The 16,984-nt window shown below is 72.9% G+C and carries 12 protein-coding genes; 8 read left to right on the top strand and 4 right to left on the bottom strand.

Features of this window, described 5'->3' with window-relative positions; all coding sequences use genetic code 11:
- Positions 1 to 49 precede the first annotated feature (49 nt).
- Complete coding sequence (gene dacB / locus OG900_24595) at positions 50 to 1,426, top strand: D-alanyl-D-alanine carboxypeptidase/D-alanyl-D-alanine-endopeptidase (GenBank protein ID WUH92977.1); 1,377 nt, start codon at positions 50 to 52, stop codon at positions 1,424 to 1,426.
- A 491-nt stretch (positions 1,427 to 1,917) separates the two neighbouring features.
- Here dacB and OG900_24590 read toward each other — a convergent pair whose 3' ends face one another.
- Positions 1,918 to 3,438: a threonine/serine exporter family protein gene (locus OG900_24590; protein WUH92976.1), complete on the bottom strand. Its 1,521-nt coding sequence runs from the start codon at positions 3,436 to 3,438 to the stop codon at positions 1,918 to 1,920.
- A 10-nt stretch (positions 3,439 to 3,448) separates the two neighbouring features.
- Complete coding sequence (locus OG900_24585; GenBank protein WUH92975.1) at positions 3,449 to 4,180, bottom strand: VTT domain-containing protein; 732 nt, start codon at positions 4,178 to 4,180, stop codon at positions 3,449 to 3,451.
- Positions 4,181 to 4,337: 157 nt separating this feature from the next.
- Here OG900_24585 and OG900_24580 point away from each other — a divergent pair, with 157 nt between their 5' ends.
- Positions 4,338 to 5,732, top strand: a complete 1,395-nt coding sequence (locus OG900_24580) for an ABC transporter ATP-binding protein (GenBank protein WUH92974.1) — start codon at positions 4,338 to 4,340, stop codon at positions 5,730 to 5,732.
- A gap of 107 nt (positions 5,733 to 5,839) precedes the next feature.
- Entirely contained in the window at positions 5,840 to 6,460 is a 621-nt protein-coding gene (wrbA, locus tag OG900_24575) for an NAD(P)H:quinone oxidoreductase (protein ID WUH92973.1), read from the top strand.
- 33 nt (positions 6,461 to 6,493) lie between these two features.
- Here wrbA and OG900_24570 read toward each other — a convergent pair whose 3' ends face one another.
- On the bottom strand, positions 6,494 to 10,267 hold the full coding sequence (locus OG900_24570) for a tetratricopeptide repeat protein (GenBank protein WUH95903.1): 3,774 nt from the start codon (positions 10,265 to 10,267) through the stop codon (positions 6,494 to 6,496).
- Positions 10,268 to 10,424: 157 nt separating this feature from the next.
- On the opposite strand from OG900_24570, the gene OG900_24565 reads away from it, so the two are divergent.
- Positions 10,425 to 11,825 (top strand): glutamate decarboxylase, encoded by a 1,401-nt coding sequence (locus tag OG900_24565; GenBank protein WUH92972.1) that lies wholly within the window; start codon positions 10,425 to 10,427, stop codon positions 11,823 to 11,825.
- 149 nt (positions 11,826 to 11,974) lie between these two features.
- On the top strand, positions 11,975 to 13,657 hold the full coding sequence (locus OG900_24560; GenBank protein WUH92971.1) for a hypothetical protein: 1,683 nt from the start codon (positions 11,975 to 11,977) through the stop codon (positions 13,655 to 13,657).
- Positions 13,658 to 13,673: 16 nt separating this feature from the next.
- Here OG900_24560 and OG900_24555 read toward each other — a convergent pair whose 3' ends face one another.
- Positions 13,674 to 14,753 (bottom strand): serine/threonine-protein phosphatase, encoded by a 1,080-nt coding sequence (locus OG900_24555; protein ID WUH92970.1) that lies wholly within the window; start codon positions 14,751 to 14,753, stop codon positions 13,674 to 13,676.
- Between the two features lie 209 nt (positions 14,754 to 14,962).
- Between OG900_24555 and OG900_24550 the strand changes: the two genes are divergently transcribed.
- The 3 genes from OG900_24550 to OG900_24540 all read left to right on the top strand — a co-directional run bounded on the left by OG900_24550 (position 14,963) and on the right by OG900_24540 (position 16,900).
- Positions 14,963 to 15,178, top strand: coding sequence for a dodecin family protein (locus OG900_24550; GenBank protein ID WUH92969.1), 216 nt, complete (start codon positions 14,963 to 14,965; stop codon positions 15,176 to 15,178).
- Between the two features lie 220 nt (positions 15,179 to 15,398).
- Positions 15,399 to 15,857, top strand: a complete 459-nt coding sequence (locus OG900_24545; protein WUH92968.1) for a hypothetical protein — start codon at positions 15,399 to 15,401, stop codon at positions 15,855 to 15,857.
- Positions 15,854 to 16,900: a rod shape-determining protein gene (locus OG900_24540; GenBank protein ID WUH92967.1), complete on the top strand. Its 1,047-nt coding sequence runs from the start codon at positions 15,854 to 15,856 to the stop codon at positions 16,898 to 16,900. The genes OG900_24545 and OG900_24540 overlap by 4 nt, the downstream gene beginning before the upstream one ends.
- Positions 16,901 to 16,984: the final 84 nt, after the last annotated feature.

Here is a 16,984-nt window from a genome sequence, read left to right as displayed (position 1 = left end):
TTAAGTGTCTCCCACGCAAGTGCGTGGTCGCGAAAGGGGCTGGTCGGGGGTGCCGCACGGCAGGAATGTGCAGGTCGTGGCGATATCCGCGGCGATAGGCGCGGTCATAGCCGCCGTCGCCGTCGCCGCTGCGGGGCCGTGGGACGGCGGCCAGCGTACGGCCGAGAGGTCGCTCGCCGCCGCAAAGGACAGCCGTACGGCCGCGCCGCCCGTACGCCGAGCCGCGGCCGCGGCGCCCGCGGTGCCGCCCGCGCCCTCCGCGGCGCCCGTACTCGCCGCCGCCGGCACCGGGCAGCCGCCCGCCGTGAAAACCCTCGCCGCCAGGCTCGCCCCGCTGATGGCCTCCCCCGACCTCGGCACGACACGCACCGGCGCGGTGCTCGACGTCGCCACCGGCCGGCTGCTCTACGACCACAAGTCGGGCACCGCCTCCACCCCGGCCTCCACCACCAAACTCGCCACCGCCACCGCGGCGCTCGGCACCCTCGGCGGCAACCGCACGCTGACGACCGCCGTCGTCGCCACCGCCCCCGGCCGGATCGTGCTCGTCGGCGGCGGCGACCCGACCCTCGAACTCGACCGGCTCGCCGCCGACACCGCTGCCGCGCTGCACACCCGCGGCACCACGTCCGTACGGCTCGGCTATGACACGTCGCTCTACTCGGGCCCCGCCCTGCACCCCATCGGCTACAACGAGAACCTCGCGCCCGTCACCGCGCTCATGGTCCGCGAGGGGCGCCTCAACGGCAGCGCCAGCGGCCCCGCGCAGCGCACCACCCACCCCGCGCTCGCCGCGGCCACGTCCTTCGCGAAGCTGCTGCGCTCCCACGGCATCACCGTCACCGGCGAGCCCGCGTCCGCCGGCGGCGCCGGCGGTACGCGGCTGGCCGCGCACCAGTCCGCGCCGGTCAGCGCGCTGGTCGAGCGGATGCTCACCGACTCCGACAACGACCTGGCCGAGGCGCTGGCCCGGCAGGTCGCGCTGGCGACCGGCCGGCCCGCCAGTTTCGCCGGCGCGGCGAAGGCGATTCCGGCGGCCCTGCGGCAATACGGTGTGCCGCTCGCGTCGGCCGTCTTCGCCGACGGCAGCGGGCTCGACCACGTCGACGCGCTGTCGCCGGCGACGCTCACCCGCGTGCTGGCTCTCGCCGCGTCCCCCGCGCATCCGGAGCTGCGGCCGGTCCTGGCCGGGCTCCCCATAGCGTCCTTCACCGGGACGCTGGCGGCTCGCTTCGGCGCGGCGCCGGGGGCCGGGGTGGTGCGGGCCAAGACCGGCACGCTTACCGGTACGAACACGATCGCGGGGGTGACGGTCACCCCTGGCGGGCGGGTGCTCGCCTTCTCCTTCATGACGCAGGGGGCGCCATCCGCTGACGCGGCCCAGTCGGCCCTCGACGCGCTCGGCTCCGCCGTGTCCTTGCCCTGACCCCCGGCCCGTGCCAGGCCGCCTCGCTCCGGGACCTTCCCCCGGCGGTGGGCTTGTCGCGCAGTTCCCCGCCACTCCCTGCGGGGTGCTGTTACGGACTCCACACTTGCGGTGTGTGGGGGCTTGTCGCTCCGTTCTCCCCCAGCGCTTCGCCTGGGGGTACCCCCACGCGCCCCCGGGTGATTGCCACTTGCCGTGGCGTTGCTTGCCTGCGGCCCGGTGGGGGCTGTGCGCGCAGTTCCCCGCGCCCCCAGGTGGGTGCCACTTGCGGTGGCCGTTCGCCTTTCCCGCCTCTTCGGCGGGGCGCTCCGTTCTCCCCCAGCGCTTCGCCTGGGGGTACCCCCACGCGCCCCTGAAAAACGCGTGCCCTCCTGCGCACAGAGCCCAGCCCCTGCCAGGGGCAAACGCAGGTCGGCAGAGGACGCAGGACCCAAAGGGGCGCGGGGAACTGCGCGACCAGCCCACCGCTGGGGGAAAGGTGCGGGGCGGGGCTAGAAGCCGCGGGTGCGTTTGGCTGCGCGGCGAGGGGGGGTCGGGCCGGGGGTCGGGAGGGCGAGGCGGGCGATCTCGTTGCCGAGGTTGACGCCGATGGCCAGGGCGAGGGCCAGGGCCCCGGCCCTGGTGAGCTGGGTGAAGCCCTGGGACGCGTGGTCCTGGGTGAAGGCCAGCAGGCCGAAGTACGTGGCGGAGCCGGGCAGCAGGGGCCCGATCGCCGCCGTCACGTACGGCAGTACGGACACGTAGCGGTAGCGGGCCATGAGCTGCCCGAAGAGCCCCACAAGGCCCGCGGCCGCCGCGGTGGCGGCGACCTGGTTGCCGCCCGCCTGCTGGTGCAGCACGCCGAAGACGGTCCAGGCGACGCCGCCGTTGAGGGTGGCGAGGACGAGCACCGTCCGCTCGCACTGGAGCAGCACGGCGAAGGCCAGCGTCAGCACCATCGCGGCGACCAGTTGCACCCATGGGTGGTCGTACGCCCTGATCGCCTGGTCGGGGTTGAGGTCGGCGCCGAGTTTGACCCCCGCGTAGAGGATCAGGGTCACGCCGATGACGATGCCGACGACCAGGTAGATCACTTCGAGGAGCCGGGCGGACGCGGTGATGTAGAAGCCGGTCAGGCCGTCCTGGACGGCGGCGACCAGTGCCCGGCCGGGCAGCAGGGCGAAGAGGCCGCCGGTGATGACCGCGGAGGACTGGACGCCGGCGGCGCCGGGGATCCAGTGGGCGCGGTCGACCACGACGCCCATCGCGGCGGCGGGCATCGCGGCCGCCGCGAACTGGTAGAACTCCGGGATTCCGCGTCCGGCCAGCAGCCAGGCGAGGCGGTCGCCGAGCATCGCGGCGACGCCCGCGGCCAGGAAGATGATCAGGTTGCCGCCGACCAGCAGGCTGGCCGCGCCGGCGAGCAGCCCGGCGGCGCAGGTGAGCAGCCAGCTGCTGTAGGGGTGCCGGTTGCGGCGGATGTCGGCGAGGCGGCGGTAGGCGTCCTCCAGGGTGACCTCGCCGGCGGTGATGTCGTCCACCAGGTGGTAGACCGCCGCGAGCCGCGTGTAGTCGGTGCCGCGGCGCCGCACCGTACGGGTCATGGTCAGGGGCGGGTCGGTCAGCGAGGGCTGGTGGGAGACGCCCAGCAGGGTGAAGGTGACGTTGGGCTCCACCCGGGCCAGCCCGTAGGCGTAGCCGACGCCGAGCATCGCCGCCTCGACGTCTTCCGCGCCCTCGCCGCCGGCCAGCAGCAGTTCGCCGATGCGCAGGGTCAGGTCGAGGACCCTGGGCACCGAGACGGTGTGGCCGCCTTCCGGGCCGGCCATGGCCACGTCGGGTCCGGGCCGCTCGGTGACCGACAGCCGGACGAAGGTGCGCATCCGGTCCTGCCAGCGGGCGTCGCCGGGCGGCAGCGCGATGACGGGGAAGCCCTCGGGCGGCGTGAAGGCCGACCCCGCCCCGGGCACGGCGGGTGCCCGCCCGGTGGACGGTTCGCGCTCCTCCCCCGCCCCTGGGCCGCCGCCCGTCACCCGCCCGGCCTCAGTTCTTCTGCGCGCGGTGCCGACCGGTGGTGCGCGCAGCCCCGATGGCCTCGGGCTCCTCCGCGCCGCCGGCCTCGTACGCCGCCTGCCCGTCCGTCACCGGGGCGGACGCCTTCCCTTTGCGCGAGCGCAGGTACTCGACGGCCAGCGGCACCACGGACACCAGCACCACCAGGACGAGGATCGCCTCGATGTTGTTCTTGACGAATCCGATCTGGCCGAGCCAGTAACCCAGCAGGGTGACACCGGCGCCCCACAGGGTGCCGCCGATGACATTGAAGGTGGCAAAGGTGCGGTAGTTCATCCGGCTGACGCCTGCGACGATCGGGGTGAAGGTCCTCACCACCGGGACGAAGCAGGCCATCACGATGGCTTTGGGCCCGTGGTGCTCGAAAAAGCCGTGCGCCTTCTCGACGTTCTCCATCTTGAACAGCCGCGAGTCGGGGCGGCTGAAGAGCGAGGGGCCGACCTTGCGTCCGAACAGGTAGCCGACCTGCTGGCCCGCCACCGAGGCGAGCGCGATCAGCGGGGCCACCAACCACAGCGGCCGGTCCAGGGTTCCGCCGGCGACCAGCAGGCCCGTGGTGAACAGCAGCGAGTCGCCGGGCAGGAAGAATCCGATGAGCAGCCCGCTCTCCGCGAACACGATCAGCAGTACGCCCCACAGGCCGTAGGTGTTGATCAGATGGTCGGGGGAGAGCCAGCTCGGGCCGAGCGCGATGTTCGTCACGATCCAAAAGTATCAATGCAGTGTTGATACAAACGTTCCGCAACCTCGCGTAGTGGACTACCTTCTCGGCAGTGTCACCCATGCACCACCGCATGTCCGGAAAGTCATCCCCCCACGTGCCCCGTCACTGCGTCCGAACCACCTGGCGGCTCCCGTTATGACTCGCGCCATCACCCTGCACGAAGTTTCCAAGTACTACCCGAAGCAGCCCTCACCTGCCGTGGACCGGTTCTCGCTGGACATCGCGCCAGGGGAGTTCCTGGTGCTGCTCGGCCCTTCGGGCTGCGGAAAGTCCACCGTCCTGCGGATGATCGCCGGCCTGGAGGACATCACGACGGGCGAGCTGCTGCTCGACGGCGAGTATTCCAACGACCTGGCCCCGGGCGACCGGCGGATGGCCATGGTCTTCCAGAACTTCGCCCTCTACCCGAGCATGACCAGCCGGGAGAACATCGGTTTTCCGCTGCGGTTCGAGATGCCGGGCGAGGAGCACGGGCCGCGGGTCGACGAGACCGCACGCATCCTGGGCATCGAGGAGATCCTCGACCGCTACCCCGGGCAGCTCTCCGGCGGTGAGCGCCAGCGCGTGGCCATGGGCCGCGCCATCTCCCGGCACCCCTCGGTCTTCCTGATGGACGAGCCGCTGTCCAACCTCGACGCCAAGCTCCGCGCCCACCTGCGCGCGGAGATCGCCCGGCTCACCCACGGCATGGGCGTCACCACCGTCTACGTCACCCACGACCAGGCCGAGGCCATGTCGCTGGGCGACCGGGTCGCGATCATGCGCAGCGGTGTGCTGCAGCAGCTCAGCACCCCGCGCGAGGCCTACCACCTGCCGGAGAACGTCTTCGTCGCCGCCTTCGTCGGCACCCCGCGGATCAACCTGCTCCAGGCCACCGTCATCGCCCCGCTCACCGGCGGCATGTGGATCGACTTCGGCCGGCAGCGGCTCGGGCTGCCGGAGCCGCTGAACTACGACCACCAGATGCTGCGCATCCAGCAGGGCCGGCCGATCATCGTCGGGCTGCGCTCCGAGGCGGTACGCATCGCCCAGCCCAGCCAGGCGCACGCCGGCGAGGTGGTGCTCAGCGGCATCGTCGAGCACATCGAATACCAGGGCCACGAGTCGCTGGTGCACCTCAACACCGGGTCGCGTCCCGCGGTGGTCCCCGAGCTGGAGGCGCCGCGCCCGGCGCCCGCGGCCAAGAACAGCTCGCGCCGGGGTGCCAACGGCGGCGTCGGCCTCGGCAAGCTCGCGCAGAAGGCCGCGCGGCGCATCCAGGCCAGTGTCATGGAGCGGGAGGGCTCCACGCCGCCCGCGTCCGGCGACGGGACGCCGCCCAAGCCGCGGCACACGCCCGTGTCGGTCATGGACCGGCCCACGACGCCGGAGACCCAGACCGGCGACCTCGTCGTCCGCACCGGCCCGGACATCCGCGTACGCCGCGGCGACCGCGTCCCCCTCCTGGTCGACCTCGCGCACCTCTACGTCTTCGACCACGAGGGCCGGCGCATCTGCCCGGCCCCGGCCCAGCAGCCACGACTGGAGTAGTCGCATCCGCCACTCCCCGCGGGGAGTGGCGGTCCGGGGACGCGGGGGCTTGCGACCGTATTGTCGCGGAAGGACGTATACGCCCCCCGCGCAGGAGGTCTCCCCCCATGTCCGACGTCAACGTCGCCGTCATCTACTACTCGGCCACCGGCACCATCGCCACCATCGCGGACGCCATCGCGGGCACCGCGAAGAAGGCGGGAGCCGAAGTGCGGCTGCGGAAGGTCAGGGAGCTGGCTCCGGACTCCGCCATCGACTCCAACCCGGCCTGGCGGGCGAACGCCGACGCGACCGCGGACGTGCCCGAGGCGCAGGCGGCGGACATGGAGTGGGCCGACGCGGTGGTCTTCGGCACGCCGACCCGCTTCGGCAATGTGACGAGCCAGCTCAAGCAGTTCCTCGACATGCTCGGCCCGCTCTGGCAGGAGGGCAAGCTCGCCGACAAGGTCTACAGCGGCTTCACGTCGTCCGCGACGACGCACGGCGGCCAGGAGACGACCCTCCTGGCGCTCTACAACACGATCCACCACTTCGGCGGAATCCTGGTCGCCCCCGGCTACACCCACCCGTCGAAATTCGTCGACGGCAACCCGTACGGCACCTCGCATGTCGCCGGCCAGGGCGACATCCCGGTCGGCGAGGAGACGCTGACCGCGGCCGGCGTGCAGGCCCAGCGGGTGGTCCGCTTCACCCGGGCGCTCAAGCAGGGCCTGGCGGCCGGGGCCTGACGCCGCCACCGGGGCCCGCGCAGGGGCGCCCGGTTACTCGGGCTCGGGGTCGGGCTCGGTGAGGGCGAATTCGCGGACGGCGGGCGGCAGCGGATCGCCGGTGACGGTCCGCCAGGCGTGCTCGACGGCTTCGATGCCCAGCTGGGCGGTCAGATGGCGCAGGTGCTTCGGACCCGTTCCGCTGCCCGGGTGCGGGATCTCGTCGAAGAGCGACACGCATCTGACCACCCAGGTCAGGGCCTGCGCGCTGTCCCCCATCGCATCGGTGTACAGCCCCAGTTGCGCATAGCTGGTGGCCATGCCGAGGCGGTTGCCGAGATCCTCCTCGATGGCCAGCGACCGGAGGTAGAGGCCTCCGGCCTCCTCCGGGCGGCCGCGCTCCTGGGCGACCCTGCCGAGCTGGTGGTAGGTGCTGGCCATGCTGGGCCGGTCCCCGAGGTCCTCCGAGATGCCCAGGGACTTGCGATACCAGTCCTCAGCCTCGTCCCACCGCCCCCGCTCCTCACCGATCCTCCCGAGCTGGTGGTAGGTGATGGCCATGCCGGGACGATTGCCGACCTCCTCCTTGATGGCCAGGGACTGGCGGTACCAGTCCTCCGCCCCGTCCCAACTCCCCCGCTCCTCGTTGATCCTCCCGAGCTGGTGATAGGTGATGGCCATGCTGGGCCGGTCCCCGACGTCCTCGGTGATGGCGAGGGACTTGCGGTACCAGTTCTCCGCCTCGTCCCACCGCCCGCGGTTCTGCGCGACCATGCCGAGCTGGTGGTAGGTGCTCGCCATGCCGGGGCGGTCCCCGAGGTCCTCCGAGATGCCCAGGGACTTGCGATACCAGTCCTCCGCCTCGTCCAGCCGCCCCCGCCGCTGGGCGACGATGCCGAGCTGGTGGTAGGTGCTCGCCGAGCCGGCGCGGTTGGTGAGCTCCTCCTTGATGGCGAGGGACTTGCGGTACCAGGCCTCGGCCTCGTCCAGCCGCCCCCGGTCCTGGGTGATATTGCCGAGCTGGTGGTAGGTGATGGACATGTAGTGGAGCCGGCTGGAACCGGCGGGCTGCTGCTCCAGGCCGCGCAGGACGGTGCGGTAGGTGCTCTCCGCGAGGTCGAGCCGCCCGGCGACGAGGTCGCGGGTGGCCTGCGAGCCGGTGGTGAACATCCACAGCTCGCCGGCGTCGGTGCTCAGGCCCGGCGGGGTGCCGTCGGGGGACTCGACGGCGATGCGTACCCGGGACGACCAGGACCGCGCCTCCTCCGCCAGACCCCGCACGTTCCAGAAGGTGTTCAGCGGCTGGAGTATCTGCTGGGCCTCGTCCCACTGGCTCTGGCGGAGGGCGTGGCCGAGCATGGCGCCCATCATCCGCTGCTGGTAGCCGATCAGGGCGATCGCGAACTGCGCGTCGCCGCTGCTGATCTGCGTTTCCAGCCATCCGCCGAAGACGGCGTGGGCCGAGACGAGGGCGACGGTGGCGGCGGCGCGCTCGTCGTCGTGGCTGCCCGGGGTGTGGGTGCGCCAGTGCGCGGCCAGGTGGGCGGGCAGGGCCGGGTGCAGGCGGAACATGCCCGCCCCGAGCGGGGCCAGCAGCCCCAGGCCCGCCGCCCGCTGCAGCAGCTCCGCCCATTCCTGGTTGCTCCGGCCGCGGAAACGCTCGGGAGCCTGGGTGCTCGTGGAGAAGGTGCCGAGGACGTCGGCGTCGGCCACGCCGTGGAAGAGGCTGAGGACGGTCAGTGCCTGCTGGTCCTCGTCGCTGAGGTGCCGGAAGGAGTAGGCGACGCTCGCGGACAGCGACGTCCTGCGGTCGCCGCTGTCGCCTCCCGCGGGCAGGGCCGTGGCGCCCTGGAGTCCGTCCAGGAGGCGCTGGGCGCCGGTGGTCTCCAGGTGGGGCAGTGTCAGGCGCATGCTCAGCGGGTGGCCGTCGAGCCACTGCATGAGGTCGGCGAAGGCGGCGGTCTGGCGGTGCGGGCGGGCCGACGGATAGGGGGCCAGGACCTGTTCGGCGTACGCGGTGGCGTCCTCGCCCTGGAGGCCGCCGAGTTCGATGCGGCGCATTCCGGGGCCGAGCCAGGTCTCGGGGGTGCGGCTGGTGATGACCACCGCGCTCTTGCCGCCGCTGGAGACGCGGGTCAGGAAGTCCCGCATCCGGTCCTGCTCGCCCTGCGGCAGCGGCGGGGTGGCCCGGCCGGGGTCGGGCATCTCGCGGACGGACTCGAAGTTGTCCCAGATCAGCAGCAGCCGGTAGCCGCGGAGGACTTCCTCGACCGCGGCCTGGCGCTGCTCGGCGTCGAAGAGCTTGAACTGGGCGTCGAACACGCGCTCGCCGATGGCGTTGATCACGCCGTCCAGCCCGAAGGAGGCGACACCGGGTTCGAAGGAGTGCCAGATCACCCACCCCGCCTGGTCGACGCCGCCGGTGTCGCGCCACCAGCGCCCGAAGGCCTTGGCCAGCTCCGTCTTCCCGGTCCCGCCCGGCCCGTGGACGACCACGACATGCTGGAGGCGGGCCGCCACGTCCAGGGTGTAGAAGGCCCCGTCGCGGCCGACGAAGTCCCCCACCGCCTCCAGGTCCAGGCCCGGTCCCGGCTGGGGTCCGGCCTCGGTCTGCTCGCGGATCCGGGTGAGGATGTCGCCGACGGCCTCGCCCGCCTTCCGGGTGGTCCGCAGGTGCGGGAAACGCGCCTCGCCGCGGGTGTAGAGGACCGGGACCATCCAGTCCGCCAGCGGCAGCATCCCCTTCATCGAGGGCCGCCTGTCGTTGAGCCGCAACTGCCTGCGCCCCGCGGTGACCGCGTCGGTGACCCGGTCGCCGGCGAAGAGCCGCTCGTAGAAGGCCGTCATGAACTCCGCCGCGGCCACCGCGTACACGCTGTACGCCATCGCCACCACACTCGCGCAGCCCTCCGCCAGCAGCCGCGTCGCCACCGCCGCCTCCACCTGCGAGCCGACCTGCGCGGACTGGCAGGCGTTCAGCACCACCACCGGCACCCGCGCCCCGGCCAGCACCTGCGCCACCCGGCCCGCCTCCACCAGGTCACTGCCCCCACCGGGCTTCTCGAAAGCCAGCATCCCGCGCGGCCCGGGGGCGTCGTACATCACCGCACCCCACCCGCCGGCGGAGCCCGCCACCGGCGCCTGCCCGAAGACACCGTGGCCGTCGAAGTGCACCACCTGGAAAGGCTCCCCGGCCTCCCGCGCCTCGGCCAGCGCCTCCTGAAGGCGCTCCAGCGTCGGCGGCCGCAACACCACCAGCTCCACACTGCCGCGCACCGCCTCAAGCCGCCGCAGCAGCGGCCGGGCGATCATCTGATAACCGACATCCGCCGCACCCTGCGGACGCGAGATCACCATCAGCACCCGCAACCGCGAACCGGGGAAGTCGAAGACCTCCGCCATGCCCGTGCTCTGCAGCGTCCGCGAGACCGCCACCCCGTCCAGCGCGACCGGAACACCCCGCCCCGGAGCCGACATCAACTCCCACGGCCGCCCCAACTGCTCCGCCGACTTCGACATCAGGGCGATCTCCACCCCGCCGCCGCGCGCCCGCGCCGACGCGTAGGCCTCCCGCGCCGCCGCCGTCGCGAAGACCGCCGCGAAGACCTGCTCGCCCCAGCCCGCCAGCCGCGCCGCGACCCGCGCCCCCCGCTCCTCGTACACGGCGGTCGGCAGCCGCAGATACTGCTCCAGATACCACCGCAGATCCGCCAGATCCTCGTCCGGCAGCGGCCACACCAGCTCCACCGGGTCGCCCACCGGCCGCGGGAACTGATCGCCGGCAGCCCATGTCGACACCTGCACGAGCCCGTCGGCCCGTAAGTCCACCAACAGCCGCTCCGTCACAAACCCGCCCCCAGCACTCAGCACCCGCACCCGGAGATTGCGACGATAGACGTTTTCATGACAACGCCGCCCAACGAACGACAAAACCTGCCGCATCTGGTTCACCGCCAAGCCGCGCGCACCGACGTATCGTGACGGCATGTCACTCCACAAAGGCTCAGGAAGTCCGCGGCCGATCGCGGTGAACCCCTTCTTCGGGGACGCGGACCCGGTCGGCGGGATGGATACGGCGCCGCCGAAGCACCGGCTGCCCGACGGGCCGATGACGCCGCACGCGGCCTACCAGCTCGTGCACGACGAGCTGATGCTCGACGGCAATTCGCGGCTGAACCTGGCCACCTTCGTCACCACCTGGATGGAACCGCAGGCGGACATCCTGATGGAGGAGTGCAGGGACAAGAACATGATCGACAAGGACGAGTACCCGCGGACGGCCGAGCTGGAGCGGCGCTGCGTCGCGATCCTCGCCGACCTGTGGAACGCGCCGGACCCCGACACGGTCGTCGGCTGCTCGACCACCGGGTCGTCCGAGGCGTGCATGCTCGCCGGGATGGCGCTGAAGCGGCGCTGGATGCGGCGCACCAAGGGCTATCCGGCGACGGCCAGGCCCAATCTGGTGATGGGCGCGAACGTGCAGGTGTGCTGGGAGAAGTTCTGCACCTTCTGGGAGGTCGAGGCCCGGCTCGCACCGATGACCGGGGACCGGCTGCACCTGGACGCGGACGCGGCACTGGCGCTGTGCGACGAGAACACCATCGGGGTGGTCGCGATCCTCGGCTCGACCTTCGACGGCTCCTACGAGCCGGTCGAGGAGATCTGCGCGGCGCTGGACGCCTACGAGGAGCGCACGGGCACGCACATCCCGGTGCATGTCGACGGCGCCTCCGGGGCCATGATCGCGCCCTTCCTCGACGAGGACCTGGTGTGGGACTTCCGCCTGCCGCGGGTCGCCTCGATCAACACCTCGGGCCACAAATACGGCCTGGTCTACCCGGGCGTCGGCTGGGCGCTGTGGCGGGACGCCGACGCGCTGCCCGAGGAGCTGGTCTTCCGGGTGAACTACCTGGGCGGCGACATGCCGACCTTCGCGCTGAACTTCTCCCGACCGGGCGCGCAGGTGGTGGCGCAGTATTACACCTTCCTGCGGCTCGGCAGGGACGGCTTCCGTGCGGTGCAGCAGAGCAGCAGGGACGTGGCCATGTCGCTCGCCGAGCGCTTCGCGGCGCTGGACGAATTCCGGCTGATCACCCGGGGCGACCAGTTGCCGGTCTTCGCGGTCACGACCAAGCCCGACGTGACGTCCTTCGACGTCTTCGACGTGTCGCGGCGGCTGCGCGAGCACTCCTGGCTGGTGCCCGCCTACACCTACCCGGCCGACCGGGAGGATCTGGCGGTGCTGCGGGTGGTGTGCCGCAACGGCTTCTCCGAGGACCTGGCCGACCTGCTGATGGACGATCTGGAGCGGCTGCTGCCCGAGCTGCGCCGCCAGCCGCACCCGCTGAACCGGCCGGAATCGGTGGCGACCGCCTTCCACCACTGAGCCGCCGGGCCGTTGACCTGCCCCCGGCGGTGGCGTGCCGCGTACGGCAGTGCCACAGTGTCCCCTCAGTCGGCTGACCGGCGATCAGGCAGCCGGTCGCGGTAGCGCCCCTCCGCCACACGGGCGCTACGGAACGGGGGAACTGGGACATGGAACCGCTGACGGCGGGCGACCCGGCACGGGTCGGCCCTTACCAACTGGTGGGCAGGCTCGGCGCGAGCGAGCTGGGGCAGGCGTACGCGGGCCGCCACCCGGGCGGCGCCACCGTCACCGTCACCCTGCTGCACCCGCGGCTGGCGGCCGACCCGGCGGCGCGCGCCCGCTTCCGGCGCGACGTGGACGACGCCCGCCGTATCGCCGGGCCCTTCGTCCTGCCCGTCGACGCGGACACCGAGGGCCCGGTGCCCTGGCTGGTCTCGGCGGGGCCCGACGCGACGACGCTGGCGGGAGGCGTCGCGGGCAGCGGGCCGCTGCCGCCGCACCTGTTGCGCGACCTGGCGGTGGCGCTGACCGGCGCGCTGGCCGGCGCGCAGGCGGCCGGCGCCCTGCTGACCGGCCTCGAACCGTCCGCCGTGATCATGGCGCCCGAGGGGCCGCGGCTCGCCCCCTTCGGCATCGCGTACGTCGTGGGGGGTGCGGCCGGCGACCCGGACGCGGTCTACACGGTCGGCGCGGTCCTGCACTTCGCCGCCACGGGCCGCCCGCCCGGCGCCTGGCAGCAGGCGCCGCTGCCCGTCGGCGACCCCGTCCTTGCGCGGCTCATCACCGACTGCCTGGCCGAGCGGCCCGCCGCCCGCCCGACCGTCCACGACCTGGTCGCCCGGCTGAACGGCAGCACCCCGCCGGGCGCCGTGCCGCCGCTGGCGCCACCCCCGCGGCGGCCGTGGTGGCGCGACGTGCCCGTGTCGGTCGTGGCCGCGGCGGTCGGCCTCGCCGTCGTCGCCGCCCTGATACTGACCGCGGGCGGCTCGCACGACGACTCCTTCGCGGCGAATCCGCCCGCGGGCGCGACGGCGACCACCGTCCCCGGCCTGTCCGACCTGCCGGACGACCTGCCCGACCAGCCCGGCGACGATCCGACCGACGACGGGGCCCCCGGCGACGACGGCAGCGGCTCGTCGGACCCCGCCCCGTCCGACTCCCCCACCCCCGAGGACCCGATCGCGACCGCGCAGACCGGCGACTGCTTCACCAACACGGGGACGGCGCGGTCCGCCGACCTGACGCGGGTCACCTGCGTGCCGCAGACCTTCAAGGTCGTCCAGGTGCTGCACGGCACCACCGACACGCACGGCTGCGACCGGGTCCCCGAGGACTCCTGGAACGTGTCCTACCCGGGCCAGAACCTGGTCCTGTGCCTCAGCTACCAGTACGAGAACGGCTCCGCCTACCACGCGGCCGCCGGCAGTTGCGTCTACGGCAGCGGCGCCACCAGCGACTGGGACCAGCTGTCCTGCCAGGCCGGCGCCTTCACCGTGCAGAAGCGGATCACCGGCACGACCGACGGCAGCCGCTGCAAGGGCCTGCGGAACAACGACTGGGCGGAGCACTTCGGTGTGAGCGGCCGGTCCGACCTCGACGTCACGCTCTGCCTGTCGATGATCTACCCGGACGACGCGGGCCACGCCGTCCTGAACCAGTGCATGCGCTTCAGCGGCACGGCCACCCGGCCCTCCCTGCACGCGGCCACCTGCGCCAAGGCCAACGTCATCGTCACCGGGCGCACCCCGAAGTACAACAACGGCAAGTTCTGCGGGAGCGACGCGTGGACCACCTGGAAGCCCAGCGACTTCCCGGAGCTGGCGTACACGCTGTGCTACCGCAGGCGCTGAGGCGCTGGGCACGCGCTCAGTCGCGGCGGACCGCGAGCACCGCGCGGTCGTCGTCGCCCGGCAGCCGGTGCGCGGTCCACGCGTCCAGGTCGCGGAGCAGCGTCTCGACGGCCTGCTGCGCGGTGGCCTGCGGGCCGAGCGCGGGCAGCCGGGCCTGCGGGTCGTAGAAGGCGCCTGCCGCGTCGCGCGACTCGGTCACCCCGTCGGTGACCAGCAGCAGCGTGGCGCCGTGCGGCACCGGCACCTCGTCGGGCGCGCGGCGGACCCCGCCGAGCCCTTCCATGCCGAACGGCAGGTCGGGCGCGGACGGCTCCAGGGCGCGGACGGCGCCGTCCGCGGCCGGCAGATACGGCGGCGGGTGGCCGCGGTTCACCAGCCGCAGGGTGCCGCCGTCGGAGCTGAACTCGGCCAGCAGCCCGGTGCTGAAGCCTTCGAGCCTGGTCTCCTCCTCGCGCCCGGCCTTGTAGCGCTCCAGCGCACGGTCGAGGCGGTCGGCGAGCCGCGGCAGGTCGGCTTCCGCGTCGGCGGCCTCGCGGAAGGCGCCGAGCAGCGCGCCGACGGCGCCCACCGCGCCCAGTCCCTTGCCGCGGACGTCGCCGATCAGCAGCCGTATGCCGTACGGCGTCGCCTGGGCGGCGTAGACGTCGCCGCCGATCCTCGCCTCGGACGCGGCGGCCTCGTAGCGCGCGGCGATGCTGAGCGGGCCGATGCGCTGCGGCGGGTCGGGCAGCAGCGCGCGCTGTGCGGCCTCCGAAACGCCGCGTACGGTCTCCAGGCGCCGCCCGAAGCGGTGCAGGACCCGGTTGACGACCAGGGCGATCGCGCCGGCCAGGACGACGCTGCCGAGGTCGGCGATGCCGCGGTGCTCGGCGAGCCGGTGGTCCTCCATGCTCAGCGCGAGCATGGCGAGCAGTGCACACGCGAACGTGACAAGGGTCGCCCGCCTCGCCTGGGTGGCCCCTGCCAGCACGCAGCCGCCGGCGAAGAGCGGGTCGCCGGTGTAGGGAGCGGGGGTCACCAGGTCGAAGACCACCCCGGCCGCGATCATCCCGCCCGGTATCCAGCGCACGAGCGCGGTGGGCCTGCCGGTCGTCACGTGACCCATCTTATGCCGATACGCCCACATATCCGCTGCCGCGAACCGGCTGCGCCCCGCACCCCACCGGCCGGTGGTCCGGCACGGGCCGGGCAGCCCCTTTCGGCCGGTGGCGACCCGCGCGCCCGTGGAAAGCGCCGTGGTGCGGGCAGGGCCCGGCTGGGGCACCGTGGAAGGGCATCCCGACCCCCAGCGAAGGGCAGTCCGCCATGGCCGAGCACACCTATCGCGTGACGGAGATCGTCGGCACCTCGCCGGAAGGGGTGGACGCCGCCGTGCGCAACGGCATCAGGCGTGCCTCGCAGACCCTGCGCGGCCTCGACTGGTTCGAGGTGACGCAGGTGCGCGGGCACATCGTCGACGGCGAGGTCGAGCACTACCAGGTGGGCCTCAAGCTCGGCTTCCGCCTGGAGGAGGCGGAGTAAGGGCCGCCGACCCCGTTCGGCCTCCGGCCGCCCCCCTTCCGTACGAAACCCCCGCATGGCGCACTCCCGTACGGCCCAGTCCTGCTCGCATTATCCGACTGGTCGTCACATCATGTTGTAGTCAAGGCGGGTATTGCATGGATTCGCAGCGTTCGTACCGTTGAGGGCGTATCGGGCGCTACGGACCCTCCCGCCGTCTGCTTCGGACTCGGGAGCCGCCATGAGCCAAACCACACCCTCCGCGCAGCCGCCGCCCAGCGGCCCGCACCACGACGACGAACGCAGGGCCTGGGCGGCGGGCGGCACGGTCTTCGCGGGCGTCCTGCTGGTGGTAGCGGGCATCATGGCGGTCCTGGAAGGCATCGTCGGCATCGCCAAGGACTCGGTCTTCGTCGTCTCCGGGGGCTACGCATACAAGTTCAACGTGACCGCGTGGGGCTGGATCCACCTGGTCATCGGCGTCCTCGCCGTCCTCGTCGGCCTCGGCCTGCTCCGGGGCGAGGCCTGGTCGCGCTACGCGGGCATCGGCATCGCCTCCATCGCCCTGCTGGCGAACTTCATGTTCCTGCCCTACCAGCCCGCCTGGTCGCTCATCATGATCGGAATCTACGTCTTCATCATCTGGTCGCTGGCCACCTACCACTCCAAGCGCGGCCACCACCTGGGAGGCGCACGGTGATCGGTCTCCCCACCAACCACACGCTGGTCCAGCTGCGCCGCTGCACCGTCGCGGTCGACCTGGGTGCCGCACGCACCCGGGTCTACCTGCGGGGCAGCGGCCTGGTCGCCGACGAGCCCAGCGTGGTCGCGGTCGACGTCCGCACCGGCGCGCTCATCGCGGTCGGCGCCAATGCCGAGCAGATGGCCGGCCGCACCCCCGAGCACATCCGGGTCGCCCGCCCGGTCGCGGGCGGCGCGGTGGTCGACATCGCCATGGCCCAGCGGATGCTGCGGCACATCCTCGGCGACAAGCTCGGCCGCCGCAGGCTGCGGATGCCGATGATGCGGGCCGCGGTGTGCACCCCGCACGGCAGCGAGCCGATCGCCCGCAGGGCCGCCGTCGAGACGATGTACGGGCTCGGCGCGCGCCGGGTCGAGCTGGTCGACACGCTGATCGCCGCGGCGGTCGGCTGCGGGCTGCCGGTGGAGCACCCCGAGGCCACCATGATCGTGGTGTGCGGCGCGGGCACCACCCAGGTCGCCGTCCTCTCGCTCGGCTCGATCGTGTCGGCGGAGACCGTGCCGGTCGGCGGCGACGCCATCGACCGCGCGGTCGTGCAGCACCTGCGCAACGCGCACGAGCTGATGCTGCCCAGCCAGTCCGTCCGGCCCCTGCACCAGATGCTCGGCGCCCCCGCCACCGGCGGCACCCCCACCACCGAGGTGCACGGCCGCGACGTGGTCAGCGGCATGGCCCGCTCGGTCCTGGTAGAGACCGAGGGCGTACGCCACGCGATGCGCACCCCGCTGACCGCGGTCGTCGACGCCATCACCGGCGTCCTGCGCCGCTGCCCCCCTGACCTGGTCGCCGACCTCGGCGACCGCGGCATCATGCTGGCCGGCGGCAGCGCGCTGATGCCCGGCCTCGACCTGATGCTCCGCCAGGCCACGGGCATGCCCGTCCACGTGGCCGACCACCCCGACACCGTGGCCGTCCAGGGCCTGGGCGCCATGATCGAGGGCCGCGTCCGCCCCCTGCTCCTGGACCCCCTGACCGTCTGACCCCACCCGCACGAGGGCGGTCCCGGCCACCGGCGGGGACCGCCCTCGGCGTGCAACCGATGGCCCCCTGACACCCGTGCCAAC

The organism is Streptomyces sp. NBC_00433 (genome assembly GCA_036015235.1).
Lineage (GTDB): Bacteria > Actinomycetota > Actinomycetes > Streptomycetales > Streptomycetaceae > Actinacidiphila.
Note: the sequence above shows the minus strand (reverse complement) of the source record. Positions and strands in the feature narration are given on the sequence as shown.